At 60.6% G+C, this 26,672-nt stretch carries 23 protein-coding genes and 1 tRNA gene; 12 read left to right on the top strand and 12 right to left on the bottom strand.

Going from position 1 to position 26,672, the window contains the following annotated elements:
- Positions 1-40 precede the first annotated feature (40 nt).
- Positions 41-1,666 (top strand): GGDEF domain-containing protein, encoded by a 1,626-nt coding sequence (locus ACAty_RS06515; protein ID WP_004872068.1) that lies wholly within the window; start codon positions 41-43, stop codon positions 1,664-1,666.
- 281 nt (positions 1,667-1,947) lie between these two features.
- Entirely contained in the window at positions 1,948-2,949 is a 1,002-nt protein-coding gene (locus ACAty_RS06510) for a phospholipase D-like domain-containing protein (RefSeq protein WP_051620848.1), read from the top strand.
- 237 nt (positions 2,950-3,186) lie between these two features.
- On the opposite strand, the gene ACAty_RS06505 is transcribed toward ACAty_RS06510, so the two are convergent.
- The 4 genes from ACAty_RS06505 to ACAty_RS06490 form a co-directional block, all read right to left on the bottom strand.
- A complete protein-coding gene (locus tag ACAty_RS06505; RefSeq protein ID WP_169737325.1) occupies positions 3,187-4,131 on the bottom strand; it encodes an IS5 family transposase in 945 nt (314 codons plus the stop codon).
- Positions 4,132-4,337: 206 nt separating this feature from the next.
- Positions 4,338-4,631, bottom strand: a complete 294-nt coding sequence (locus tag ACAty_RS06500) for an addiction module antidote protein (RefSeq protein ID WP_004872065.1) — start codon at positions 4,629-4,631, stop codon at positions 4,338-4,340.
- A 5-nt stretch (positions 4,632-4,636) separates the two neighbouring features.
- Positions 4,637-4,933 (bottom strand): type II toxin-antitoxin system RelE/ParE family toxin, encoded by a 297-nt coding sequence (locus tag ACAty_RS06495; protein ID WP_014002921.1) that lies wholly within the window; start codon positions 4,931-4,933, stop codon positions 4,637-4,639.
- An 878-nt stretch (positions 4,934-5,811) separates the two neighbouring features.
- Positions 5,812-5,887 (bottom strand) — tRNA-Glu (locus ACAty_RS06490).
- A 218-nt stretch (positions 5,888-6,105) separates the two neighbouring features.
- On the opposite strand from ACAty_RS06490, the gene ACAty_RS15230 reads away from it, so the two are divergent.
- From ACAty_RS15230 to ACAty_RS06480, 3 genes are all read left to right on the top strand, one after another.
- Positions 6,106-6,315: a hypothetical protein gene (locus ACAty_RS15230; RefSeq protein ID WP_103415044.1), complete on the top strand. Its 210-nt coding sequence runs from the start codon at positions 6,106-6,108 to the stop codon at positions 6,313-6,315.
- 63 nt (positions 6,316-6,378) lie between these two features.
- Complete coding sequence (locus ACAty_RS06485) at positions 6,379-7,086, top strand: MgtC/SapB family protein (RefSeq protein WP_004872063.1); 708 nt, start codon at positions 6,379-6,381, stop codon at positions 7,084-7,086.
- A 259-nt stretch (positions 7,087-7,345) separates the two neighbouring features.
- The gene (locus ACAty_RS06480; protein WP_004872061.1) at positions 7,346-8,539 is read left to right on the top strand and encodes an NRAMP family divalent metal transporter; all 1,194 of its coding nucleotides are present in this window, start codon (positions 7,346-7,348) and stop codon (positions 8,537-8,539) included.
- Positions 8,540-8,560: 21 nt separating this feature from the next.
- Here ACAty_RS06480 and ACAty_RS06475 read toward each other — a convergent pair whose 3' ends face one another.
- Genes ACAty_RS06475 through ACAty_RS15800 form a run of 7 tightly spaced genes read right to left on the bottom strand, consistent with a single transcriptional unit; the run spans position 8,561 to position 14,612 of the window.
- Entirely contained in the window at positions 8,561-9,478 is a 918-nt protein-coding gene (locus tag ACAty_RS06475) for a CorA family divalent cation transporter (protein ID WP_004872060.1), read from the bottom strand.
- Between the two features lie 10 nt (positions 9,479-9,488).
- A complete protein-coding gene (locus ACAty_RS06470; RefSeq protein WP_004872058.1) occupies positions 9,489-10,430 on the bottom strand; it encodes a CorA family divalent cation transporter in 942 nt (313 codons plus the stop codon).
- Between the two features lie 11 nt (positions 10,431-10,441).
- Positions 10,442-11,389: a magnesium transporter CorA family protein gene (locus tag ACAty_RS06465; RefSeq protein WP_004872056.1), complete on the bottom strand. Its 948-nt coding sequence runs from the start codon at positions 11,387-11,389 to the stop codon at positions 10,442-10,444.
- Positions 11,390-11,414: 25 nt separating this feature from the next.
- On the bottom strand, positions 11,415-12,347 hold the full coding sequence (locus tag ACAty_RS06460; protein WP_004872054.1) for a magnesium transporter CorA family protein: 933 nt from the start codon (positions 12,345-12,347) through the stop codon (positions 11,415-11,417).
- A gap of 18 nt (positions 12,348-12,365) precedes the next feature.
- Positions 12,366-13,301 carry a magnesium transporter CorA family protein gene (locus ACAty_RS06455; protein WP_004872052.1) on the bottom strand — a complete coding sequence of 312 codons (936 nt, stop codon included), beginning with the start codon at positions 13,299-13,301 and terminating at the stop codon, positions 12,366-12,368.
- Entirely contained in the window at positions 13,298-14,422 is a 1,125-nt protein-coding gene (locus ACAty_RS06450; RefSeq protein WP_004872050.1) for a carbohydrate porin, read from the bottom strand. The genes ACAty_RS06455 and ACAty_RS06450 overlap by 4 nt, the downstream gene beginning before the upstream one ends.
- A 52-nt stretch (positions 14,423-14,474) precedes the next feature.
- Positions 14,475-14,612 carry a hypothetical protein gene (locus tag ACAty_RS15800; RefSeq protein ID WP_004872048.1) on the bottom strand — a complete coding sequence of 46 codons (138 nt, stop codon included), beginning with the start codon at positions 14,610-14,612 and terminating at the stop codon, positions 14,475-14,477.
- Between the two features lie 332 nt (positions 14,613-14,944).
- Between ACAty_RS15800 and ACAty_RS06445 the strand changes: the two genes are divergently transcribed.
- The 7 genes from ACAty_RS06445 to acs all read left to right on the top strand — a co-directional run bounded on the left by ACAty_RS06445 (position 14,945) and on the right by acs (position 25,470).
- On the top strand, positions 14,945-15,868 hold the full coding sequence (locus tag ACAty_RS06445; RefSeq protein ID WP_004872047.1) for a bifunctional enoyl-CoA hydratase/phosphate acetyltransferase: 924 nt from the start codon (positions 14,945-14,947) through the stop codon (positions 15,866-15,868).
- Positions 15,861-16,829 carry a 1-phosphofructokinase family hexose kinase gene (locus tag ACAty_RS06440; RefSeq protein ID WP_004872046.1) on the top strand — a complete coding sequence of 323 codons (969 nt, stop codon included), beginning with the start codon at positions 15,861-15,863 and terminating at the stop codon, positions 16,827-16,829. Before ACAty_RS06445 ends, ACAty_RS06440 begins: the two co-directional genes overlap by 8 nt.
- A gap of 43 nt (positions 16,830-16,872) precedes the next feature.
- Positions 16,873-18,276, top strand: a complete 1,404-nt coding sequence (locus ACAty_RS06435; RefSeq protein WP_004872044.1) for an FAD-dependent oxidoreductase — start codon at positions 16,873-16,875, stop codon at positions 18,274-18,276.
- Positions 18,263-19,186: a beta/alpha barrel domain-containing protein gene (locus tag ACAty_RS06430; RefSeq protein WP_014002911.1), complete on the top strand. Its 924-nt coding sequence runs from the start codon at positions 18,263-18,265 to the stop codon at positions 19,184-19,186. Before ACAty_RS06435 ends, ACAty_RS06430 begins: the two co-directional genes overlap by 14 nt.
- A complete protein-coding gene (gene pyk / locus ACAty_RS06425) occupies positions 19,186-20,703 on the top strand; it encodes a pyruvate kinase (protein WP_004872041.1) in 1,518 nt (505 codons plus the stop codon). The genes ACAty_RS06430 and pyk overlap by 1 nt, the downstream gene beginning before the upstream one ends.
- Before the next feature lie 204 nt (positions 20,704-20,907).
- Positions 20,908-23,433, top strand: a complete 2,526-nt coding sequence (gene glgP, locus ACAty_RS06420) for an alpha-glucan family phosphorylase (RefSeq protein ID WP_004872040.1) — start codon at positions 20,908-20,910, stop codon at positions 23,431-23,433.
- Positions 23,434-23,502: 69 nt separating this feature from the next.
- A complete protein-coding gene (acs, locus tag ACAty_RS06415; RefSeq protein WP_004872038.1) occupies positions 23,503-25,470 on the top strand; it encodes an acetate--CoA ligase in 1,968 nt (655 codons plus the stop codon).
- Between the two features lie 188 nt (positions 25,471-25,658).
- Here acs and ACAty_RS06410 read toward each other — a convergent pair whose 3' ends face one another.
- Positions 25,659-26,546, bottom strand: a complete 888-nt coding sequence (locus ACAty_RS06410; protein ID WP_038471787.1) for a LysR family transcriptional regulator — start codon at positions 26,544-26,546, stop codon at positions 25,659-25,661.
- Between the last annotated feature and the right edge of the window lie 126 nt (positions 26,547-26,672).

The raw sequence follows: 26,672 nt of genomic DNA, 5'->3' as shown, positions 1-26,672 counted from the left end.
TTACTCTAAGCCGATAGAAAAAGCCACAGCGGGATTCACCATGTCGACCGTAAACGCCACCGAGATCGCTCGCGAGACCCTGCGCCATCTGGCCAATCGCAAGGCGGCACCAACTCCGGAGAATTATGCCCGCGTTTACCACGAGGTTTGCACGGAAAAGCTTGGTCCGGAAGCCGTATCCGAAACCTCGGCCACAGCCGCCGACACGTCTGCCGCGAATGCCTGCGATGAAACGGAATACCACTGGGCAACGCTCCTGAGTCGTTGGTTCCGGGAGTGGGAGCGCGACCAGGAAAATCTCACACACCTGCAAAAGATCATGAGCCGAGAGCAGGTTTTGAAGTACAGTAGCAACACCACCCTGTACCACAAGCTCACGGCTTTGGTGAAAAATTGGGAAAAGCAGCCCACGCGCCGGGTGCCGCCAGCCACTGCCGGCGTGGAAGAGGATCCGATTGCGCGAGGATCCCAGGAAGCCTGGCGGGAACTCTGGCGCCGCAGCATTTTTCAGGGGCTCGCCGCGAGCCTGCGCGAGGATGGGGAGGCCGCCCCCATCCTTCGACAACTCGAAGCCGAACTGAATGCAGATGCCCCCGATCTCCAGCAGCTGCTCCAGGGCAGCCGCCAACTGTGGCAACGCCTCGACCAACTGGAGACCGATGGCGCGCGCCTCAGTGCCGCCCTGTCTGAACTCGTCCATATTTTTCTGCGCAATATCAAGAGCCTGGTCGAGGATGATCGTTGGCTTTTGGGACAGATGGAAATTCTCGAGAGTAGCCTGCATCCGCCTTTGCGCCTGCAGCGTGTGCAAACTGGGGTTGGTAGTCTGAAGACTCTGGTTTTGCAGCAGGAGCAGCGGCAATCCAGCATTGGTGCAGCCCGTCGTGCCCTGCACGATCTGATGACGCTGATCTTCGAGAGCCTGGAGAACTTCAGTCAGGATAGTGCCGAGGCACAGAATGCGCTGGCGGTCTATTCGCAAAACCTGGAAGTAGCAGAGGACTGGCAGCAGATTCGCCGAATCGTCACCGGCGTCCTCGAGACCAGTCAGCGCCTGCGCGAAAAGACGGCCGGCTCCCTGGCTGTTCTCAAGGATGCGCGCGAGCAATTGCGACGGGCCCAGAACAAGATCCACGAACTGGAGGAAGAACTCGCGACGGTCAGCGCTCTGGTGCACGTCGATCCACTCACCGGCGCGCTCAACCGTCGCGGTCTGGCAGAGGTCTTCCGGCGGGAAAAGGCCCGTGCAGAGCGGCATAACCAGAGCCTCGTCCTTGCCCTCGTGGATCTGGATCGCTTCAAACGGATCAATGATCGTTATGGACACGATCTGGGCGATCGTGTGCTGATCAACTTTTGCGAAACCTTTCGCCGCGCCTTGCGCGCGACGGACAGTTTTGCCCGCTACGGCGGCGAGGAGCTCGTCGCCCTGTTACCCAACTCCACCGCAGAAAAGGCCCGCAGTGTCCTGGAGCGCGTGCAGGACGAGCTGGATAGACAACCCACGATGGTCCGAGACGGGAGCTTTACGGTGTCCTTCAGCGCTGGAATCACGCAGTGGCGTTCGGGCATGGAACTGGAGGACTGCATCATCGACGCCGATAAGGCACTGTACGCAGCAAAAGCCGCCGGGCGCCGGAGGGTCTTCTTGAGCAACGAACTCTGAGAGTTTACCGATGGCTCTTGAGTTGGCGCGCCCGAGGGGTTCGCGTCGCTCTCCCCTTTCCTCGCCGTTCAGTCCACAGTCATTCGCCACAACCAGCGTCGCAAGGGCACATCTTCTTGAGCCAAACTGGGGCTGCGCTGGTTTGTGCGCTTTCCGCCCTGCCCTTTGGCTATACCTCTATCCAGCAACAGACGAAACCATCGGTGCTATGGGCAGGAGGGCATTTTCCGTGCTCTTCCCCTAAAATCTGAAAAGGTTTCCCGGATCCCTAGAGGTTGCGCGTGCCTTTGTATATCGAACCGAACGCCGGCCCAGCGCCGATTTTGAACGTCATCGACTCCGCCCGTCATCAACTCGATATCGGGGTGTACTACCTCGACGATCGCCGAATCTTGGCCGCGGTGCGGGATGCCGAGCACCGAGGCGTGGACGTCCGCATCATGGTGGAGCCGAAGCCCTACGGGATGAAGCCCTGGCAGGTGCAAAAGGAAGTTCGCGCCATCGAAGCGACGGGGGCGTATTTTCGCTACGTCCCCACTCGGTTCGTGAGCGGCGACGGCGCCTATCGGTTCTACCATGCCAAGTATTGTGTGAATGGCCACGAGGCCGAGATTGGCACGGCCAACATGGACTGGTCGGCTTTCCACCGGAATCGGGAGTATCTGTATGACACGACCAATCCGACGATCGTTCGCGCGGTGCAAGCGGTGTTCGACGCGGATTGGAACCGCCAGCATGCGCCCGCCTGGACGCATCGGGTTCTGGTCCTTTCGCCTGGCACTTCGGCATCGCAGCTTTTACAGGTCATCGATCAGCCGGGGACGGTTGATGTGGAGTCCGAAGAATTGGGGCCCTATAAGACCATCCTCGATGCCTTGGCAACAAAAGGGAAGGATCTGCGGATGATTTTGCCGGCCACCATCAGTACCGAGGATCGCCGCGATGTGGCTTTCTTGGAGCAGCATGGCTGCCAGGTGCGGCTGATGCCCAAGAAACCCATCTACATGCACGCCAAGATGATCGTTGGCAACCATCTGGCCTTCATTGGGTCGGAGAATTTTACCCAGACCAGTCTGGAAGACAATCGGGAAATGGGTGTGTTATTGAAAGGATGGGACACTCTGAAATTGGAAAAACAGTTCCATTCCGATTGGAGCCAGAATCTTGATTCCAATGCCGTCTTTGCAGCCATACGCAAAGTCGGTGATGATAAAAAATTGGTTGATATCGGGGATTTTTGGGGTGCTCTTTTTCGGCTAGCGGGAAAAAGCTTGAGAAAATGAGCAAATCTTATAAAAATCCGGGGACTAGGGAACCTCTTATGTCTTGGCGCCAGATCCTGTGGGTTGGTACCCTTCGGCCGATCATCGGAGCGAGGCGGGGGTTTAGGGAAGCTCTGACCTAGCCTAAAAAGGTGCGCCTTGTCCCCAGTATTGACCTAAGCACGTTGCTATCAGGTCACTTATCCGTCAAATTCCCCCATTTTCTGGAGAATTATTGGATATTGGGCACACCACTCCCTACGCGGCCAGGAGATATCTCCTCAGCATGTACAGATTGGCCAAGGCAAAGAGCGTGGTCAGTTGAGCACCGTTCTTGGCCAGACCCCGATATCTGGTTCGCTGATAACCGAATTGGCACTTCAGCACCCGGAAGGCGTGTTCTCCCCGGGCACGGATCCGGGCAATGGCGCGGTTGTAGCGCTTGAGGGCCGCCAAGCCGGTTTTCTGCCCAGGATAGCGTCGCCGCGCTACCGCGTTCCGTATGCCTCGGGCCACCAGCGTGTCATGCACCTGGGGATAGTCATAGCCCCGGTCAGCGAGGACCACCGACTCCTCTCCGGTAAGGAGCCCCTCCAGCCGCTGATGATCCGGTACCTTGGCCGCGGTGAAGTCCACCGCCTGTACGATACCTTGGAGATCCGTTGCCACATGCGCCTTCATCCCGAAATACCACTGATTCCCTTTCTTGGTGGAGCTCATCTCCGGATCCCGCTGGCGGTCTCGGTTCTTGGTGGAGCTCGGGGCGTGAATCAAGGTGGCATCCACGGTCTTGCCCTCCTGCAGAAAGAGCCCTTTCTCCCGCAACACCGCCTGCACCTCGGCAAAGATGGCCTGAGCAAGCGCATGGCGCTCCAGTAAGCGGCGGAACTTCAGGATCGTGGTCTCGTCAGGAACGAAGTCCCGGCCCAGGTCGATACCGACGAATTGACGGAGCAGGGGAACCTCGTACAGGGCCTCTTCCATCCCCGGATCGGAGTAGCCGAACCATTGCTGGAGAAAGTGGATACGCAGCATCCGCTCCAAGGGCATGGGCTTGCGGCCACTGCCACCCTTGGGATAGTGCGGCTCGATCAAGGCCACAAGCCTGGCCCAGGGAACCACGGCATCCATCTCGGCCAGAAAGCGTTCTCGCTTGGTCTGCTTGCGGCGTCGCGACAGGCTGGGCTCCTCGGCAAAGGTCATCTGTCCGGTCATGGATGGCATCTCCTCGCTACTCGGTCAGCCCATTCTATCAGATGGCTAAATCAGAGACTCCTTAGTAGGCCGAACACCATTTTGAAGTAGTACTCGGCGAAATGGTATTGTGCGACATCTAGCGCCAGCGTTGACGATGCCAGCATTGGCGCAATCGTTCGCTCACTGCTCTCTATCTGGGGCCTTCGGGAAAATTAACCTTGTCTGGCTGTTTGAAAGGCCAGTCTTAGCCCGAGCGCCTTGGCGACCTTGAGGACCGTAGCCAAGCTGGGGTTGCCTTTGCCCGAAAGGGCCTTGTCCAGCCCCTGGCGGCTCATTCCGACTTCTCGGGCGAGGCGGCTGAGATTGCGGGCGCGGGCTATGTCCCCCAGCGCTGCGGCAATCAATGCAGGGTCGCCGTCTTCCATCACCGCATCGAGATAAGCCACCATGTCTTCCTCGGTCTGAAGGTAGTCTACCGTGTCATAGCGACTGAATTGGATGTCCATCGTCGTCACTCCTTCCACTGTGCTGCAATGTTCTTGGCCAAGGCAATATCCCGGTCCTGACTGCTTTTGTCGCCAGCACAAAGCAGTACTATGACCAATGGGCCACGACTCATAAAATAGACGTGGTAACCTGGATCGTAATCAATCCGTATTTCCAATACGCCTTCCCCTACTGGTTTTACATCTCCGGGATTACCAAGGCTCAATCGCCGAATTCGCACCTCGATCCTTGCTCGGGCTCGTCGGTCACGAAGTGCGATAAGCCAGCGATCGAAAATATCGGATTTGATGATTTCCTTCATGTGTCAACTATAGTTGACACTCACGGTGCATGTCAACCACAGTTGTCAATCCAAACTATTGCCGGCGCCCCTCGCTATACCTGCGCAAGCAGAGAAGCGAGGAGCACACCCTTGACCACCGTCATCATTGCCAAAAAGCCCAGCATGGCCCGCGCCATCCGGAAAGGGCTGGGACTGCAGGCCAGCCGTTATGAGATCACCAACGCCTTTGGACACATTCTGGAGCAGGCGGAGCCAGACGCCATTTGCCCGGCGACGTACCGAAGACCGTCAGGGAGAAGAAGATCTGGCGCATGCAGGACCTGCCCATCCGGCCGACGGAGTGGAAGAAGTTTCCCAAACGGGATGCCAAGGACCAACTAGCCACGATCGGGGCGCTGCTGAATCGGCCACCATCGCCCTCGGCGGCGAATCGTGGAAGGCGACGGGCCGACAGGATATCGACCTCGGCTGGAAAAGGCTCTTTGGGGCCCCACGCTCCGCAGCAGCACATCGGGCATTGGCCACTGAGCCCGCCAGTATGCCGTTGGCGCGGGACAGCTTATGTCCCAGACTCCAACTCCTTTGGGTACGGCGGTACTTTCCTAGTCATCACATCCTCCTCGATCCATGGTATCCAATCGAGAGTGTCTACAAGACTCTGGCTACCTCAGAGTCTGTCGAAGCCGAGGAATCCATGGTGAGGACTTTTCGGCACATGAGCGTGGCGGATGTGCAGCGGGCCCTGAACAACCTCATTGCGTCTGTTGAGGGGAGCGACGACGTTGCCGTGAAGAACCTGTTGGCGCGGAATCGTCGACCGGATACCCCTGGACCCAAAAAATTCTTTGCAATCGTGAGTTACAAGATCGAGGCCGGAGATAAAAGGGGGGGGCAGATGGCGCTCCCAAGGGGGTTCGAACCCCTGTTACCGACGTGAGAGGCCGGTGTCCTGGACCACTAGACGATGGGAGCGTGCACCTTTCGGTGAGCGCAGAACTATACTGGAGTAGCCTCGGGCGTGCAAGGCATGGTGCGCTCCGCGGCCGCTCTTTCGCCTAAGCTTTCACCCGCGCCGAAGCGCGTCCATGCCCTCGACACCGGGTCCTAGGCGGTTGATGTCTGCACTTTGGATGCTCCTCGCTGCGGCCTTTCTGGTCGCCCTACCCCACGCCATTCTGCCCGATCACTGAGTGCCCATCGCCGCGTTGCCCTTGGGTGCTTGGGCGATGGCATCGGTGCTACTGGTCCATTCACTGACCACCGTTAAGCCGATCGTGGTCTTCGTCGGTTTTGTGACGACGCTCGGATTGTGCTGGCGCTCGACTTGGCTCAACCGACACGGTGCGCTGTTGAATCTCATCCCGCTGGCGACAAGTGTCGTCTTGTGGGCTGAGCTGTGATGGCAGTCACTTCCCTTCGATCCTTACCGTGCCATAATGGCGGGAAAACACCCGAGGTCTAGCATGTTGATGGCAGCGCAGCAGGAACTCCTGGCCACTACGGCCGATCTCGCCTTGGCCTTCGTTCTCGGTGCGCTCATCGGTGTGGAACGTCAGTGGCGTCAGCGTACGGCCGGTCTGCGCACCAACACGTTGGTGGCCGTGGGCGCCGCCATTTTCGTGAATCTGGGCTGGCGTATCGGCGGCGACCCAGAACTCGCACGCATCGTCGCCTATGTCATCTCGGGTATCGGCTTCCTGGGCGCCGGCACCATCATGAAGGAAGGGGTCAACGTTCGCGGTCTGAATACCGCCGCCACCATTTGGGGATCTGCAGCGGTGGGTGCCTGTGCGGGCTCCGGGCAATGGGCGCCGGCCATCATCGCCGCGGCCTTTGTCCTGGCCGCCAATACCCTTTTGCGTCCCGTAGCCAACCAGATCAATCGGCTACCCACGGGCGACAGCACCGAGACTACAGCCACCGTCTTTCTCATCGTTCGCCGCGGTCTCGAAGGCGATATTCAGGAGCAGGCCTCGGATATCCTCGACGCCGCCGGCTATCCCGTGCGCGAATTCAGCATGCGTCCCTTCGGCACGGTGGAAACGGAAATGCGGGCAACCCTGTTGCCCAGTCACATTGAAGAAGATGAACTGGACAGGGCAATCCAGGCCCTGGAACAGATTCCCGGTGTCCAACAGATTTTCTGGAACCAGAATCCTGGGGGTGGATAGGGCGGCTGCTTGCCTTTCCCTGGCGTGGCCCGATTTTCTCCAACTACGGGAAGAAACTCGCCGGCCTGTCCGCACCCCTGGGGATGGTGGCGATGCGGTCGCTGACGGCCAGAATTGCAGCGGTGACGGCTTGACACCGAGAAGATGTTCGGTAATCATTCGCATTCTCATTTAAAACGTCGGGCCCTACGCCATGGTTCTTGCCGCCAAAAATTCCCACAGGTCCCTTCCCCACCGGCACTGGAGAACCTTTCTGGCCGTGCTGGGTCCGGGTCTCGTGGTCATGCTCGCCGACACCGACGTGGGCAGTATCATCACCGCCGCACAAAGTGGCGCGCAGTGGGGTTACCGGCTCTTGTTGCTGCAGTTCATCCTCATGCCGATTCTCTTCATCGTTCAGGAACTGACGGTTCGCCTGGGCATTTTTACCGGCAAGGGTCACGGCGAGCTGATCCGGGAGCGTTTTGGCAGCGGCTGGGCCTATCTTTCGGTGAGTGGTCTGACCATCGCCACCACCGGCGCCTTGCTCACGGAATTTTCGGGCATGGCGGGTGTGAGCGAACTCTACGGTTTGCCGCGCGCTGTCGGCATCGCCACGGCGGCGGCAGCCCTGCTCTTGATCGTGTGGACGGGTTCCTACCGTCGGGTGGAGCGCATCGCTCTGATCCTTGGCCTGTTCGAGCTGGTGTTCTTTGCCATTGCCATCGTCAGTCATCCCGACATCCACGAGATGGGGCGGGACATCCTGCAGATCCCGGTAGCCGACAGCCATTACATGATGTTGGTTGCCGCCAATATCGGCGCCGTGATCATGCCCTGGATGGTCTTTTACCAGCAGTCGGCCGTTGCCGACAAAGGCCTGCGCCCGGAGCAATACCGCGAGGCCCGTTGGGATACTGCCTTTGGTGCCGTCATCACCCAGGCCGTCATGGCCGCGGTGCTGGTGGCCGTCGCGGCCACCATTGCCCTGCGTAATCCCAACGCTCCCCTGAATACGGTGCAACAGCTGTCGGAGGCCATCGTGCCCTTCCTGGGCAGTGCCTGGGGTTACCTGGTCTTTTCCGTGGGCATTGTCGGCGCTGGAATGGTAGCGGCCATCGTCGCCTCGCTGGCCGGTGCCTGGGGCTGGGGCGAGGTGACGGGTTTTCGCCATTCCCTGGAGTATCATCCCCGCGAGGCACCCTGGTTTTACGGAACCTACACCTTCATCGTCCTGGCCGGTGCTCTGGCCGTCGCCTTGGTTCCCAATCTCGTCGCCCTGGATATCGCCGTGGAGGTGATGAATGCGCTGCTGCTGCCTTTGGTGCTGGGATTCCTGGTCGCCTTGGCCATCTACGCCCTGCCGCCGGAGCACCGTCTGCGTGGCTGGTATCTCTGGCTGGTAGTCGCGGTCAGCATCCTCACCGCGGGCCTGGGCGTTTATGGCGGAATCAGCAGTATCCCGGGCCTGTGAGGCTACCACGGCCAGGCGCGCTCAGCCGAGGGTAAGCCAGCCCTTGCGGTAGAAGAGCCAGGCGGTGATGGCCTCTACCAGCAGCAGGAAACCGACATCCAGGGGAAAGCCCCAGGACGAGGTCCGAAAGCTGCCCAAGGGCACGTTCATGGAAGCCGAATCGCAGACGATGATGGGTATGGAGGCGAGGATGATCAACGCCGCCATGAATTTGAAAATATGGTTGACGTTGTTGTGGATGATGTAGGTGTAGGCATCCATGATTTCGTTGAGGGTCTGTTGTTCCAGATCCACCTGCTCCCGCGCCTGCCGGATCTCGATGCGGGCATCGGTAAACTCCTCCATGAAGCTTGGCGAGTCCTTGGGCATGCGCTCGCGCATTTCGTCGATGACGTATTCCAGCTGCAGCAGGCCCATGTCCAGCTGCAGCAGGCGGTCGTTGATGGCCAGCGCCCGGTAGATGACGTGGTGGCGCTGTGCCACCTTGAGCTCTGCCTCGACACTTTCGGTTTCCCGGGCTACGTCCCTGGCCATATGCACGTAACGTAGCGCGATTTCCTTGGCGATACGCAGGATGAGTTCCCAACGGCGGATGGGCGCCTCGGGGCGGATGATGGTATCGAGGAAAGCGAGGGGTTCTGCACTCAAGGTCACGAAATAGTGGGGCACCAGAAAGATGTTGAGGGGAACCAGGTGAAAATCCACACCCTCCGCCCGAGCCGCATGGGCCGGTACCAGCATCTGAAAAGTCAGAAAGCCCGAGTCTTCCACCACGGGGCGCACCGGTCCGCCCTGGAGGCGACGACGCAGGAAGCTTTCCTCCGCCCGGATGGTCGTGGCCGCCTGGCTCAACTCCGTGGGCGAGGGTGCAGCGATTTTCATCCAGTCGCGCGCCCGGTCGTTACCCGTCAGAAAAGCATTGCGAACGATCTCAAGCATGTCGCACTCCTCACAGATGAAAAAAGCCGCGCTTGCGTCCCCACTGGAAAAAGAACCAGCCCGAGGTCCCGAAGCTGTAGAGCAGGAGCACATACCAGGCATAGTGGAAGTGCTCCATGGGCAGTACGGTGTTCATGTGGAAGGGCATGATCAGCGCTATGGGCACCATCAGGAAGGCAAGGTACGCGGTCATGACCTTCATGATGGTGTGGGCGTTGTTCTGGATGATACCGGCGTACGCGTTGGTTACTCCAAGGTAGCGATCCCAGATCAGGGTCAGAATCTCCTCGATGCGCCGTTGCTCGTCGTAAATCTCGTCGATACGGTCGCGCAAGGGGTCGGCGTCGCCCAATTCTGCGCGTAGACTGCGCAGCGTCAGGCCCAGGTCGCGAATGGAAACCACGAGTTCTCCCAGACGACGATTGAGGACCACGATCCGCCGCATCTCCCGGTTGTTCAGGGAACTGCGTAAGGCGTTTCGCAGTTCGCGTAGCTCCGCGATGATGCGTTGGGTTGCGCTGTCGTGACTGTAGATGGCCGTCAGCAATATCCTCTGCAGGATCTTGTCCTGGGGTGCATGGGGGTCCAGCTCCAGGCTGTCGCGGACGATGCGCCGCCAGTGCTGTTGCGGGGCTACCAGAATCAGATGATCGCGACCCCAGACGAGACGCGTCTGCAGCTGCTCCTCCTCGCTGCGCCGTAGTTCCGGCTCACGCCGGGGAAAGACCACGTGCAGGCGCAGAGCCAACACGCCGTGGGCAGCCAAGACCAGACGCGGCGGCCGGCGCCCAGGCTGGACGGGCAGTGCCAGTTGCGGCAGCTCGGCACCTAGGGCGGCGTCCAGCACCGCGGCCATTTGGCTGTCGGCGGGATCCAGCAGATAAACCCCGGGGCCCGCATAGGCGTCCACGTCCTGCCAACCTTGGTCGTCGTGAAAGAACCAGGCGCTCATGACCATCCTCCTCAGATCCAGTCGTGACGACGAAAATAGACGTAGATTGCCGCGGCGATGAGGAAGCCCCCACCCACCAAGGTCGGCGTGATATATGGCCAATGCTGCCAGGGCAGAGGCACATTCATGCCATAAAGACTCGTGGACATGAGGGATACGGCCAAAACCACCGTCCAGGCCGTGAGTTTCTTGACGCGGTTGGCGATATTGTTCTGCAGCACGCCCACGTAGGCATCCAGAAGATCTGTCAGCGTGGCGGCGTAGAGCTCGGCCATTTCTCGGGCTTGTTGCAGGTCCACGAGGGCATCGGCGACATCCTCAAGATCTTCCTGGTCGTCCCGGAAGACCGGCATCTGCAAGAGCCGCTGCAACACACCAATGTTACCGCGTAGGGAGGCGGCAAAGTGGGTCAGGGCATTCTGCAACGAGACCATGCGGTAGAAGTCGTCGTTGTTCTGGGATGCACGCAGATCGTGCTCCACCGTGTCCATCCCCTTTTTTACCTGGTGCAGTGAGCGCAAGTATTCCTGGGCGATGGCCTGCAGGAGTTCCGCCATGGCTTCGCGCAGACGGATGCGACGGGCGCGCTTGCCGAGTCGTACGCGTAATTGCTCCAGAAAGCCAAAGTGTCGGGTCTCGATGGTCACGAGTTGCCACTTCTGCAGGAGGATGCCCAGCGGTACCGTTTCCCAAGAGGGGTCCGGCGGCGCTGAGGAAATTCGTGGCACGCGCAGCAGAAGGATGGTGGTCTCTCCCTCCCGGTGCAGGCTAGGGCGCTCGTGCCGATCCAGGGTATCACCCAGAAAGCCCGGGTCTACCCCCAATTGCTGCCCAAGCCGGCCGAGTTCTGCCGGTTCCGGTTGGGATATGCTGAGCCAGCGCCGTTCCTTTCCGGTGGGATCGGGGCTGAGGGGGATTTCCGCTCCGGCATCCAGGCCGTCGTGTTTTCTTTCCTGCATCGTCACTCCTCCAGAACAGCTGCGCTCACAGCCAGTGACTGCGGCGTAGGGCGATATAGAGCAGACCCGAAGCCACAAAGGAACCGCCCATGAGCACAGGCCAGGCATAGGGCCAGTCGTGCAGGGGCAAGGGCGTGTTCATGGCCATGATGGAAATCACGGCTATGGGGACGGTAATGACCACCGTCCAGGCCGTCACCACGCGAATGGCGACGGTGATGTTGTTTTGCAGGGTGCCGGCAAAGGCATCCATGGCATTCGTGGTGGTGCTGGCCATGAGCTCGGCGGTATCCCGTGCCTGACGCAGATCCTCCAGGGCATCGCGCAGCTGATCCTGCTCCTCGGCACTGCCTTGCCAGCGCGGGGAATGCAGCAGGCGCTCTCCCGTGGCCAGGTTGCCGCGCAGCGCTGCCGTCAGATAAATGAGGCTCTTCTGCAAAGACAGCAGGCGGAAGAATTCCGCATTGCTCTGGGAGCGACGCAGCTGCTCCTTGGCCGTTTCCAGTTGCGCCTCCAGACGATCGATGGCATGCAGGAATTCTCGGGCGAGCACCGTGAAGAAACGCGCGAGAAAGGCCTCTCTCTGCAGTTTGGGTGCCGCGTCATCACACAGTTCCCGGTGTAGTCGATCCCAGAGGGCCAGGGGCTTGGCGCTGATGGTGACGATTTCTGCCGGATGCAGAAGAATTCCCAGGGGCACCGTATCCACGAACAGGGCGGCGGTGGTCTCCTCGTAGATCCAAGGCGCCTGGAGCAGGAGGAGGATGTGTTCGCCCTCGCGATCGATGTGCGGAATCTCGTCGGGATCCAGACACTGGCGCAGGAAGGCTTCACTGAGACGGAATTCCTCTGCTGTGGCGGCAAGGCTCTGGTCATCGGCTAGGTTGCGATGCTGCCAATTGGCGCAGCCCTCCTCGGTGTTGCTACGGTTGGCGACGAGTTTGAGGGTTTCCGACATGGCGTGTGCTCCCAGCGTTCAGATCCAGCGGAGACGATAACGGAATACCGCAGCCATCAGCCCAGACAGGGCGAAGCTGCCCAGGACGACGACCCAGAAGATCCAGGGCTTGTCCTGCAAAGGTATGGGCGGGTTGACGCCGTACAGGGTAGCCATCAGGGCGGGGATGTAGAGCACCAGCGCCAGGGTGGTCAGTACCTTGAGGCCGTGGTTGATGTTGTTCTGCACCATGCCACCATAGGCGTCCATGGTGCTGTTCATGGTCCGGGAGAGCACCTCGGCACGTTCATGTACTGCCTGCAGATCGGCTACCAACAGATTGAGGCGACGCTTTTCTTCGTCTTTCCAGGCCAATCGGTGGTGGCGCGAGAGCTTGAAGATCACGGCGACGTTGCCGGCCAGGGCCGCGTGCATCTGCAGGGCGGCCTTCCCCACCTCCAGCAACCGGAACAGGTCGTCGTTGCTTTGGGTGCTGTCCAGCAGATCTTCCAGCTGCGCCATCCGTTGGACCAGGTCATCCAGAGCATGCTCGTAGATTTCCGTGATGGCCTGGACGATACGCAGGAGGTTACGCCGTTGTCCGCCGGCAGACCCGGCCTCGGTGCTCGCTCGCGAAAAGAGATCCTGGAGAAAGGTCCATTGGACGGTGCTGATGGTGACCAGGGTTTCTTCTTGCAGGATGAAGCCCATGGGCCGCAACAGCCAGCCACCGTCCTCGTCCCGACGAACCGGTACTGGCAGGATTCCCAGAAGGTGATCTTCCTCCCGCTGCAGGCGCGGATTTTCGTCCGGGTCGAGGACATCGAAGAGGAAGTCCTCGTCCACATCCAACTCGGCGGCAAGCCTCTGGATGCTGACGGGATCGGGCTGATACAGCCAGATCCAGCCTGCCGTCGTCAGGCGCTGCGGGCCCTGTGGAAAGGCCTCTGGCGTGTCCTTGAGCACGGTGCTCATAGCGCTACTCCTTGACTTTTTGCCCACTGGACCAGATCGATATCGACGCGCAGGATGCCCACCAGGGCTGTGGGCAGCTGACCTCCCGGATGCACGATGACCTGCAGATCCGGTTGCAGCTTCACCCCCGGACCGAGCGCGAAAATACCCGTCACTTCGTAGTTGGTTTCGGCATGGGGCAGACCACGCAGGCTGACGCGGGAAGCGCCCGCCGAGAGCACGTCGTCGGGATGGTTCGGGAACCAATTTTTCACACGCAGCCCCGCCCCTGCATACCATGGCACGGCATTGACAGGCTTGGGTGCGCCACCGCCCACCAGAAAAGCCCCCCAATTGAGGCCCAGCGCGTCGAAGCGATACTCCATCGCCCCGAAAAAGCCGCTGGTCTGCGGTCCGAGTCGGGGAGCAAGTTGGGCGTTTTGGCGGTTGCGAAAAGCACCGAGTTTGATGGTGTAGTCGCCTGCCCCCAGTTTGCCAGCCTGGGTGTACTGCAGCAGCATGAGCGCACCATGGGTGAAGGGCTGGCGATAAGGGTGCATGGCATCGGCACCGAAGACGCCGGCTTCCAGCAGGTGATGGTCACCACCAAGGGCTACCATCGCGCCGAGGCTCGAAAAGGGGTAGGTGCTCGAGCCCGGCAGATTGCTGCTCCAGACGGGGAAGATGCCGTAGGACGGACACAGCAGATAGCTAGCGGTACCGACGGTGTCGAAATAGTCGTTGGCGTTGAGCAGCCCCAGACGGGCGGTTACCGGGCCTAGGCTCTGACGATAATAGAGCTTATAGAGCCGGCTGATGTTGTAATCGGTGGTGAGGTTGCTCACCCCCTGCACATCCCCTACGTAGAGCTGATCGGGCTCGCCGGTATCGACGGCGAGATAACGGAGGACGAACTTGCCGCCTGGGTAAGCGCCGGCGGCCGTGCTGTCCCAATCCAGGCCACCATCGAAATAGGCCGTGCCGGTGCCGCCGCGCGCAAGTCCACCGGCAAAGTTGCCGACGAACTCTCCCGCGAAGTGGGCGTGCGGCGAAAACCCCGACCAAAAGTTGGCCGCCAATGCTACCTTTGGCCACACGGCACAGAACAGTGCCAGCCTCATTACCCAGCCATACCAGCGCATGACGCCTCCCGATGCTCCCATCGGCATGCGCGGTCGCGGGCCGAGGGAGCGCTTACAAGATGTTGACCACAGGAACCCCGGCCGCCACCGCGACCGCCATGGGTTCCGGTTCAGGATCCGGATCCACCGCCATTTTCTCCAGACGACTCAAGACGCAATACCCGAGTTCGGCGAAAACCGAAGCGGGCACAATTCCGCGCCAGGCGCGGCCCAACCACAAAACAGGAAATTTTCTACGGCCACCCGAGAACCGGGCGACCAAGGCAGGAACTGCCAGAGGACACCCAGTCAGATGCTGACCGTTGAACCAGGGCTACTGTCCAAGTTCGGGGGAACCTCCTGCCAATGAAAGTGGCAAGAACCTAGCACGCAGCCTGGACGCTGTCAAACGCGGCCGCGTCCAGCGGGAAGAGGCTGGTTGTGGAAGTCGATTGCCAACGCCCTGGCGATGGTTTTTCTGGCAGGAGCTCGGGGCCTTGCCTACACTGTCAGTGACCATTGCGGTCTGGCGAGGAGAGAAAAATGGCTTTTGCCCATTTCGACGAACTACTGCAGCGCGTGGAGCCCCTGGGTGCCATTCCGGTAGCGGTGGTGGATGCTGGCGAGGAGTTCGTGTTGCGCGGTGCCTGCGAGGCCAAGTCGCGCCACATCATCGATCCAATCCTCATTGGTGACAGTGAGCACATCCGCGGTCTTTTACGTGCCTTGGGCGCAGACTCTGGTCAATGTCCGAGTTTTCAGATCGTCCACAGCGACAGTGCCGAACAGGCGGCAGAGAAAGGGGTTGATCTCGTGCTACAGAGAGCCGCGGTAGCGCTGATGAAAGGCCATATCCACAGTGACGCCTTTCTCCACCCCATTCTGGCCAAATTACGCGGTAACGGTCGTCTTTCCCATGTCTTTGTCTGCGAATTGCAGTCCTACCACAAGCTGTTGCTCATCACCGATGCCGCCATCAACATCACTCCGGATCTGATGACCAAGGCTGCCATTATCGCCAATGCCGCAGCCATTGCCCGTGTGCTCGAGGTGGAAACGCCCAAGGTGGCGGCACTGTCGGCGGTGGAGGTGGTAAATCCGGCAATCCCGTCGACGGTGGACGCTGCCTGTCTTGCCAAGATGGCCGATCGCGGCCAGATAGCCGGCGTCCTGGTGGACGGACCATTGGCCTTCGACAATGCCATATCGGCACAGTCCGCTCGTATCAAGGGTATTCATAGTCCAGTATCCGGCGATGTCGATATCCTGCTGGTACCGGATCTCGTCTCCGGTAACATTCTGGCCAAGGATCTGGAATATCTGGGTGGCGCTACCCTGGGCGGCATCGTCTATGGCGCACGCGTACCCATCATACTGACCTCGCGCGCCGACCCAGCCCGTGCCCGATTGGTATCCGCCGCCCTGGCGGCCCTGGTACACCACACCCAGGAGCCGGCCCGTGGCTGACGCCCTCACCCTAGATCGACCCTGTCAAGCCATTGCCACGCTGACCTTGAATCCTGCCGTGGATATCGCCTACGAGGTGGACCGGCTCGTCGACGATCAGAAAACCCATGCGCGTACCACCCGCTATGATCCCGGCGGTAATGGCATCAATGTGGCGCGGGCGCTGAAGGAACTCATGGTGTGCGCCCACAGTTGCTGCATAGTGGCAGGCAATGTGGGGGCGCTGCTGCAGCGCCTCCTTCAGCATCACCTGGACGATCCCCACTGTGTCGAGGTGGAGGGTGAGACGCGCATCAACGCTACCATCCTTCAGGCCGAGCCGCCGGTGCAATACGAAGTGACTGGCATCGGCCCGCGGGTATCGGCGCTGGCACTGGCTGCCGTGCGCGAGCGTTTCCTGGGCTTGTGCAAGGAGGGCTTCGGCGTGCTGACGGGTTCCGTGCCGCCGGGGGTGGACGAGCACATCTATGCCGAGCTGTTGCGGGAGATTCGCGCCCAGGGCGGCTTTGGTGTGGTGGATGCTCACGGTACCCTGCTGCACACGGCCATCGTCGAAAAACCGTTCATCATCAAGCCCAATCGCTACGAGCTCGGTCTGCTCTGCGGCCGCGAGCTGACGCGTCTGGAAGACGTTGCCGAAGAAAGCCGCAGACTGCAGCGCCAAGGCGTGGAATATATCTGCGTCTCCCTAGGTAGCGAGGGGGCGCTTCTGGTGGGACCAGCGGGGAGTTTTTATGCTCGCGCGCCGGCCATTGCCGTGCGCTCGACGGTGGGCTCCGGGGATTCCATGGTTGCTGGACTCGTTGCCGCCTTTGCCCGCCGGCAGCGGCCTGAGGAAGCCTTACGCCTGGCCGTCGCCTGTGGTTCCGGTACCGCAGCACAACCGGGTACGGCTATTTTTTCTTACAACGATCTGGGCGCCCTGTTGCAACAGATCGAGGTGACGCCTCTGGATATCTGAATCTGTCTATACTGAAAACACCATTTTGGCGCGAGGGTGGATCATGAACAGCAGCAAGACCGATGTGCTCATCGTCGGCGGTGGCCCAGCAGGCATGATGGCCGGTATCACCGCCGCGCAGTTCTGGCCGCACAAGGAAGTCACGGTGCTGCGCCCAGAAACGGACGCCGTGATCCCCTGCGGTATCCCCTACATTTTCGGCACCCTGGGTGGTACCGAGGAGGATATGGCCGGCCGTGCACCGCTGCTTGCCGCCGGGGGCAAACTCATCAATGGCCTGGTCCAGCGCGTCGATCGTGAACGGCGTGAGGCGCAACTGGAGGATGGTCGTATCATCGGCTGGGAGCGCCTGGTACTGGCCACCGGTGGGGAAAACTTCATCCCACCTATACCCGGCACGGATCTCCATGGCGTTTTCAGCATTCGCAAGGATTACGACTATCTCGACCGGCTCTTCAGTCAGATCATCCCGGATGTACATCGTCTGGCCATCATCGGTGGCGGTTTCATCGGCGTCGAATTTGCCGACGAGGTGCGCAAACGCGGGATCGAAGTGCACATCATCGAGATGCTTCCCCATCTGATGCAGGCGGCCTTTGATCTCGATGCCTGTGTGGCCGTGGAAAAGCAACTGCGCCAGCACGGCGTACACATCCACACCGAGGCACGGGTGGAAGCGCTGCGCCCGGGAGCGGACGGCCGGCGTGTGGGCGAAGTGCAGATCGCCGATCGGGAGCCACTTTCGGTGGATGCCGTGCTCATCGCCATCGGTGTGCGCCCCAACGTGGCCCTGGCCAAGGATATGGGGCTGACCCTGAGTCGTTCCGGCGGTGTCTGGGTCGACGCCTTCCAGCGCAGTCGTGAGGATCCGGCCATCTTTGCCGTGGGAGACTGCGCCCACAAACAGGACTATTTTACACGCAAGGCCAACCACGCCATGATTGCCTCACAGGCCGCTGCCGAGGGTCGCATCGCGGGGATGAACCTCTACGGTCTGCGGGAGCTGCGTTACAACGCGGGTTCCGTCAGCATCTATGCCAGCGAGATCGACGGCTTGGCCTTCGGCGTGGCGGGAATGACCCAGACGCAGGCGAGCGCCGAGGGCTTTCCCATCCTGGTAGGCGAGGCACGGATGCCGGACCATCATCCGGCGGCCATGCCCGATACTACCGAAATCTATTGCCGCCTCATATTTTCTGCCAATACCTTGCAGCTGCTGGGGGCCCAGGTCTTGGGCGGCAGGACCACGGGGGAACTGCTCAATACCATGGGCCTTGCCATCCAGATGCATGCCACGGCGCCGGATCTGGCCAGCATGCAGTTTGGTAGCCAGCCGCGCCTGACCCCCGCTCTGCACCCCATGGTAGCGGCAACGGGTGATGCCCTGCGCCGGCACTATGCCCTTCAACACCCCTGCCTTTCTGGAGATTCCCATGCATCCCTCTAAACCGTCTGCCCCGGCGGGCATTTCCGCCGAAAGTGCCAAACGTTGGCAAGCGCACTACGAACGCGTCACCCAAGGGAGCGGTCGCCTTTTCCTTATGGCCGGCGACCAGAAGGTGGAACACCTCAACGACGACTTCGTGGGCGGTAATGTCGCCAGCGACGACGCCGACCCGGAACATCTCTTTCGCATCGCCAGTGCCGCCCCCGTGGGCTGTTTTGCGACACAGCTGGGCCTTCTCGCGCGCTACGGCAACGACTATCCGGACGTGCCCTACCTGGTCAAGCTCAACAGCAAGACCCATCTGCTCAAAGGCCCCGAACACGATCCCCTGAGCCTGCAGTGGCAGACCATGGCCCAGCTCGCCGATTTCATTCACTACTCCGGCCTGGATGTGGTGGGAGTTGGCTACACCATCTACCCTGGATCGCGCCATGAGGCGCAGATGTTGACGGAAGCGGCACGGCTCATTGCCGACGCCCATGCCTTGGGTCTGCTTGCGGTCATCTGGGCTTATCCGCGCGGGCAGGCAGTGGGCGAACGCGAGCACGATCCGCATCTTACGGCCGGGGCCACGGGCCTTGCCGCCTGTCTGGGCGCCGACTTCGTGAAGATCAACCCGCCCCGCGACAGTCAGGGAGTGCAAGATCCCAGACTGTTGGGTGAGGCGGTGGCGGCGGCGGGACGCACTCAGGTCGTCTGTGCCGGTGGCGCAGAAACCTCTGCCGAGGATTTTCTCAAGCGTCTGTATGGGCAGATCCACGATGGTAACACCGCTGGCTGTGCCACCGGGCGCAACGTGCACCAACGCAGTCAGCCCGAGGCCGTCGCTTTTTGTAAGGCCATCCACGCCATCGTCGTCGAGAATCAGGACGTGGACACCGCCGCAAAGCTGCTGGTCCGTTCGGCGTGATGCGCTGGAGCGGCTGTCGCAGCAAAATCGTCTGCACCATCGGTCCCGCCTCGGACAAGGAAGCGACGCTGCGCAAAATGATCCAGGCGGGCATGCGGGTGGCGCGGATCAATCTCGCCCACGGTACGCCAGAGGAGCACGGTTCCCGTATCCAGCGCATTCGCCGGGCCGCTCTCGCCGAATCCTGTCGCCTGGCCATTCTTGCCGATCTACCCGGTCCCAAGATCCGCATCGGTGTGCTGCCCGAACCCATGCGCCTCAAACGCGGCGATCGCGTCCTGCTGGCGCCACCCGACGCCAACCCGGACAAGCACAATGACCGCCTGCGGAGTACGGCTCCCGCTGCCACCGTATTGCCGCGCGGCACGGCCCTGCACATTCCCCTGGAGCTGCCGCCCCTGGCCCGCCCTCTGCGCCCTGGCGACAGCGTCTTTCTCAGCGACGGTTTCATCGTTTTGAACGTGGAAAAGGAACAGGACGGGCACTGGCTCTGTCGCGTACAGAACGGCGGCGTGCTCCTGTCCCACAAAGGGGTCAACCTCCCGGCGGTCCAACTGGAAGGCGGTGCCTTTACCGACCGCGATCGCGATCTGGCTGCCTTTGCCCTCGCTGCGGGGGTCGATGCTCTGAGCGTATCCTTTGTCGAAAAACGTGAGGATATCGAGGCGGCGCGAAGGTATTGCCGACAACTGGGACACGATCCCTTCATCGTTGCCAAGATCGAGCGAAAACAGGCGTGCAAGCGTATCGATGAGATTCTCGAGGCCGCCGACGCCATCATGGTGGCCCGCGGCGACCTAGGGGTGGAAACCCCCATAGAGGGCATCGCTATCCTGCAGAAACGCCTCATTCGCAAGGCACGTGCCCACGGCAAGCCGGTAATCACCGCAACCCAGATGCTGGAATCCATGGTGCAGCAGCCTCGACCCACCCGCGCCGAGGCCACCGACGTGGCCAATGCCATCCTCGACGGGACCGACGCCGTCATGCTGTCGGAAGAGTCGGCCATGGGCGAACATCCCGTGCTGGCGGTACGCATGCTGGCGCGCATCGCTCAGGCCGTTGAAGACACCCGCGTGCTCTACGCGCCCGGGGACGATGACGATGTGCCAACGGCGCCGGACGTGGAGTCGGTGGTGGCGTTGCAGGCTGCCAATTCCGCCCGAGTCCTGAAGCCTCTGTGTATCGTTACCCCCACGGAATCGGGAGCCAGCGCTCGGCGCGTTGCCCGCTACCGTTTGCGCCCCTGGATCATCGCTCTGTGTCCCCGTGAAAAAGTCTGCCAGGAACTGGCGTTCAGCTACGGCGTCCATGGGGTGCACATGGCCTCGCCCAGTGCCGGTTGGGAGTTCGCCGCGCGCGCCTGGCTGCGCCAGCAGGGCAAGGTCCGCGGTCGCATGCTGCTCACCCAGGGGCCAAGCCAAGGGCACCCGGGCGGTACCAATCGCTTGGAAATCATCGACCTCGAATCCACCGCAATCGACCTACCCAGGGATCCCCATGAGCTCCTGGATTAATGAAAATAACATCAATGTTATCATTAAGTTAAGATATAATCCTAAGATTAAGTATGAAGTTTATCTCGGGGAGGTTATGCCCGTCCGCGCCAGCGTTCCTTCGAGCAAACCCCTTGCTGTCGCGCTCGATAGAAGGACGCGACACCACCGTATTTCCAGCCGGAGTTACTGAATTTCCCTGGCCCGCAACGATCCGAGGTGTTCATGAGCATCGCCCCCTGCTATCTCTTGCCGCAATTGCCGGAATCCTTGGCCGGACTGGCCGAGTTGGCACTGGACCTGCGCTGGTCCTGGAGCTACGCCGCCGATGCCGTCTGGCAAAAGGTGGCACCGGAGCTTTGGGCGCGCACGCGCAATCCTTGGCTGATCCTGCAGAATATCTCTGGTGAAACGCTGCAAGCACTGGCGCAGGATGCCGCCTTTCTGGCGCTGCTGGAGGGCCACCTGCAGCGCCACCGCAACGAATTGACCGATCCGGGCTGGTTTGAGCAGAAATATCCCAAAGCGCCTTTTCAGAAGATTGCTTACTTCAGTATGGAATTCGGGCTCTCGGAGGCCCTGCCCATCTATTCCGGCGGTCTCGGTATTCTCGCCGGCGATTGCCTCAAAACCGCGAGCGATCTGGGCGTTCCCATGCTCGGCATCGGCATGCTTTGGCAGCAGGGCTATTTTCGCCAGAGCCTGGACGACTGTGGTCGCCAACTGGAGTTGTATCCCTACAACGATCCGACGCAATTGCCCGTCACCCCCGTACGCGATGCCGATGGCGAATGGTTGCGTTTAAGCCTCCCCTTTCCTGGTCGAGAGGTGATCCTGCGCGCCTGGCAAGCGCAGGTAGGCCGCGTAACCCTCTATCTGCTGGACAGCAACGACCCCCTCAATAGCCCGGCGGACCGAGGAATCACGGCCGAACTATACGGGGGCGGCGCGGAAATGCGCCTCGAGCAGGAAATCTGTCTGGGTGTTGGCGGTTGGTTTCTCTTGCGTCGCCTGGGCATTCAACCGGAAATCTGCCATTTGAATGAAGGCCACGCCGCCTTTGCCATCCTCGCCCGGGCCTACAGCCACATGCGCGATCACGGTACCGACTTCCCCTGCGCACTGAACGCCACCCGCGCTGGGAATGTCTTTACCACGCACACACCGGTATCCGCGGGATTCGACCGCTTTGCCCCGGAGCTCTTGGCGCGCTATGTGGAGGGTGCGCCGGAGGCCTTCGGCATCGATGTCCAGACCATCCTTGCCTTGGGTAGGGAACATCCGGACGATCCCCACGAACCTTTCAACATGGCCTGGCTTGCCATTCGCGGCAGTATCCTCATCAACGGTGTCAGCGCCCTTCACGGGGCCGTGAGCCGGCGCCTTTTCCAGCCCCTCTTTCCGCGTTGGCCGGAGGCGGAGGTGCCTGTCACGCACATCACCAACGGCGTCCACGTGCCGTCCTGGGATTCGGCGGAGGCCGATGCCCTATGGACGCGCCGCTGTGGCAAGAATCGCTGGCGCGGCGACCTCGGCGACCTGCCCGAGCGCTTCCAGCAGGCCTCCGATGCCGAGCTCTGGCAGTTGCGCAGTGTGGCGCGTCAGCGCGTGATCCACTTCGCGCGCGAGGCCCTACAGCGGCAACTGGCCGCTGCCCACCGTCCCGCCGAGGAGTGCCAGGCAGCGCGCACGGCTCTGGATCCCAATACCCTGACCCTGGGCTTCGCCCGCCGTTTCACTGCCTACAAGCGTCCCAATCTGTTGCTTACGGATCCGGACCGTCTGTATCGCATTCTGCGTAATCCCCGCTATCCCGTGCAGTTGCTCATCGCCGGCAAGGCGCACCCGCGCGATGGTGCGGGCAAGGCCATGATTCAGGAATGGACCCGTTTCCTGCGCCAGCATCCGGATCTTTTTGGCCGAGTCGTGTTCATTGCCGACTACGACATGCTGGTGGCCGGCCACCTCGTTCAGGGCGTGGATCTCTGGATCAACACGCCACGACGCCCCTGGGAGGCGAGTGGTACCAGTGGCATGAAGGTATTGGTCAACGGCGGGCTCAATCTCTCGGAACTGGATGGCTGGTGGGCCGAAGCCTACACCCCGGAGGTGGGCTGGGCCCTGGGTGACCGTGGTGAGCACGACCACGACCCCGAGTGGGACAGGCGCGAGGCCGAGGAACTGTATCGCTTGCTGGAAGAGGAGATCGTGCCGCTTTTCTACCATGGCCGTGACGACAGCGGTTGCCCCTGCGGTTGGGTGGCGCGCATGCGGCAGAGTATGGCTCAGCTTTCGCCCCGCTTCAGCACGAACCGTATGCTGCAGGAATACGTCGAGAAGCTCTACCTGCCGGCGGCGCAGTACCTCAGGGCGCGTCAGCAGCGTACCCAGACCGAAAGTATCTGTCGCTGGCACGACCAACTGGCTGCCCACTGGCAGGGTTTACGCTTCGGTGAATTACATGCCCAGTCCCGGGATGGGGTCCTCCACTTCCAGGTACACATCTATCTGGACGATCTCGAGGCCGACGCCATCGAGGTACAGCTCTTTGCCAATGGCGAAGGGACCGCGGAACCGGAAATACACGCCATGGAGCGCGGTGAGGCCCTGACGGGCGCCATCAACAGTTTTACCTATTTTTGCGACGTGACGACGCAGCGTCCAGCCGAGGACTACACGCCCAGAATCGTCCCAAAGCACCCCCTGGTTCGGGTGCCCCTGGAGAATTCGCGGATACTCTGGTACCGATGAGGTGCGCGTCCGGGTGGCTTTTTGTAAGATGGCGCCTAGCCTATTGATCATCATCGCCAGGGAGCTTCCATGTCTGCCTCTTCCATCGACTCGCACCTCCTCGAAAACCGCGTCTTTCCTGTGCCAGCGGAGTTTGCTGCCCAGGCCAACATCGACGAGGCACGGTTCAACGCCCTTAAGGCCGAGGCGGAGCAGGATCGGGAGGGTTTCTGGAAGCGCCTCGCGCGGGAGCACTTGCACTGGATCACTCCTTTTCAGCAGGGTTTGGATGCTTCAGCGGCCCCCTTCTATCGCTGGTTTGCCGATGGCAGGCTCAACGTCAGTGCCAATTGCCTGGACGTGCATCTGCACGGTGCGCAGCGGCACAAGGCGGCTTTGATCTTTGAGGGCGAAAAGGGAGAGGTCCGTACCCTCACCTATGCCCAGCTCCACCGCGAGGTCTGCATTTTTGCCAACGCCCTGAAGCGGCAGGGCATAGGTCCCGGCGACCGCGTGGCTATCTACATGCCCATGGTGCCCGAAGCCGTCATCGCCATGCTCGCCTGTGCCCGCATCGGTGCCATTCACAGCGTCGTCTTCGGTGGTTTTTCGGCGGAGGCACTCAAGGATCGTCTGGAGGATACCGGTGCGACCCTGCTCATCACGGCCGACGGCGCATGGCGCGGCGGCAAGCTCGTGCCTCTCAAGCGTCATGTGGATCAGGCATTGTTGCGGGAACACGAGCACAAGGTCCGGCACGTCGTGGTCCTGACGCGCACGGGCCAGGACGTGGATATCGTCGAAGGGCGCGATATCCGCTGGGAGGACGCAGTGGCCGGCCAACCCGCCGACTGTCCCGCCGAAGGCTTCGAGGCCGAGCAGCCGCTTTTCATCCTCTACACCTCGGGCAGCACCGGCAAGCCCAAGGGAATCGTTCATTCCAGCGCCGGCTACCTGCTCTGGGCAAAGCTGACGAGCCTGTGGAGCTTTGACCTCAAGGCCGAGGACGTCTACTGGTGCACTGCCGATGTTGGTTGGATCACCGGCCACAGCTACGTCGTCTATGGGCCGCTTGCCTGCGGCGCCACCGTTTTTCTATACGAAGGCGCGCCCATGTACCCCCGTCCCGACCGCTTCTGGGAAATGATCGCGCGTCACGGGGTCACCGTCCTCTACACCGCGCCCACGGCCATCCGCGCTTTCATGAAAGCAGGAGATGAGTGGCCGGCGCGCCACGACCTGTCCAGCCTGCGCCTGCTGGGTAGCGTCGGTGAGCCGTTGAATCCGGAAGCTTGGGTCTGGTATCGAGAGAAGATCGGCGCTGGTCGCTGTCCCATCGTCGACACCTGGTGGCAAACGGAAACGGGTGGACATATGATCGCTCCCCTCCCGGGTGTCACGGCAAACAAGCCGGGCTCCTGTGCCCTACCCCTGCCCGGTATCTCTGCGCATATCGTGGACGAGCAGGGAGTGGAGATCCACAGTCCGGACCAAGGTGGATACCTGGTCATCCAAGAACCTTGGCCCGGTATGCTCCGCGGTGTGTGGGGCAATCCCGAGCGCTATCGCAGCGCCTACTGGCAAAAGTTCGATGACCGCTACTACATCGCCGGCGATAGCGCTCGGCGGGACGCCGATGGCTATTTTTGGGTCATGGGGCGTATCGACGATGTACTCAATGTCTCCGGTCACCGTCTGGGTACGGCCGAGATCGAGTCGGCGCTGGTCGCTCACCCCGCCGTTGCCGAGGCGGCGGTGGTCGGCATCCCGCACGAGATCAAAGGCGAGGCCATCTGCGCCTTTGTCATCCTCAAGCATGAGCACGTCGGCGATGACCGTGACGAGCTGGGTGCCGCCCTGCGCGCCCAGGTCACGGAACTCATCGGCCCCATTGCCCGTCCGGACGATATTCACTTTGTCGACACCCTACCCAAGACCCGCTCCGGCAAGATCATGCGTCGTATCCTGCGCGCCATCGCCCGCGGCGAGGAAATTACCCAGGATATCAGTACGCTGGAAGATGAGAGCGGAATCGACCAGTTGCGCCCGGGCAAGTAGGTCGGGTGGCTCGAGCCTATCGAGTAAAGTGTGGATAGCCAGCCTTCCAGCACACGGGCTTGTTTGGTTTCTCTGGAAGATCGCGGACAGCCTTGGAGCCCGCAGGAGAAATTTCGGTGAGATTGAAGGACGGATGGATACATGAAACCACGACTACCGAACTTTTCAAGACTCCTAACTCGTGCATATCAAGGAAGCGATACCGCCTCAAGGAATTTCTCAAGAACAATAGATCGAAGACTTTTTCTGGGTATTGCCAAAAAACTCTCCCAAACAAGAGTCGCATCCGACACTCGGTGGTGATAGAGACCCCAATCAGGCCGTTGCAGATAAACGGATTTATCTATAAAACCGATACCCATTCCCGCTTTTGTCATCGCGCCCACCGAATCAACATCATCGACCTCTACCAAGTGCATGGGTTGCACTCGTTTCTCCAAAAGCGCCGCCTCTAGAATCTTTCGCACACCGGAGGATGGCTCCCTCCAAATGAGCGGAAAATTCTCCAGATCGGTCAGACAAAACGAGCTCTGGTTTGCCAGCGGATGCTCAGGATGCAGAATGGCAACGATCTCATCCCGGATCCAGGGAATGATCTCAAAACTTTGAGGAATAGTGGGTATTTCCATACCACCCTCAAAAAAGAACGCGTCAAGATCCGAAAGACTGATACGCTCCCAGAATGTCACCCCACTCTTAATGTAGATATTTATATTTGGGTGCGCCTCCTGAAATCTTTTCAAGTAGGTAGGCAAGAAATACTTTGCGATCAGACTGGTGGTTGCAATCCGCAAATCACCCGAAGTGAGCGAGCGGTGACGCTCAAGAATTTTTTCGATATTGCCCAATTGCGATCTCAACTGCTGTATCTCGGGTAACAGCATTTGCCCAAGTGGAGTCAGCACGATTCTCCCAAACTCGCGTCGGTACAGCGGTTCGCCAACCACCTTGGTCAAACGTCGCATGCGCTCAGAGACAGCCGGCTGCCCTCGTTCCAGGCGAGTAGCGGCCTCGGAAATACTGCCTGTCTCAGCAATGGTCAGCAGCGTAAGCAATTGATCCGCGTCCAGCTTCATATATCATCTATATCAATATATATATCATTTATATCGATTTGAATGATGCCACACTCGAAGGTATAGTTCAACTAAATCAATAGCCGACTCTACGGATGCTGCTGTACGCCGCGCGTCCTCAGCAAA

This window comes from Acidithiobacillus caldus ATCC 51756 (assembly GCF_000175575.2).
GTDB classification, from domain to species: Bacteria; Pseudomonadota; Gammaproteobacteria; order Acidithiobacillales; family Acidithiobacillaceae; genus Acidithiobacillus_A; species Acidithiobacillus_A caldus.
This window is presented reverse-complemented; position numbering and strand designations above follow the sequence as displayed.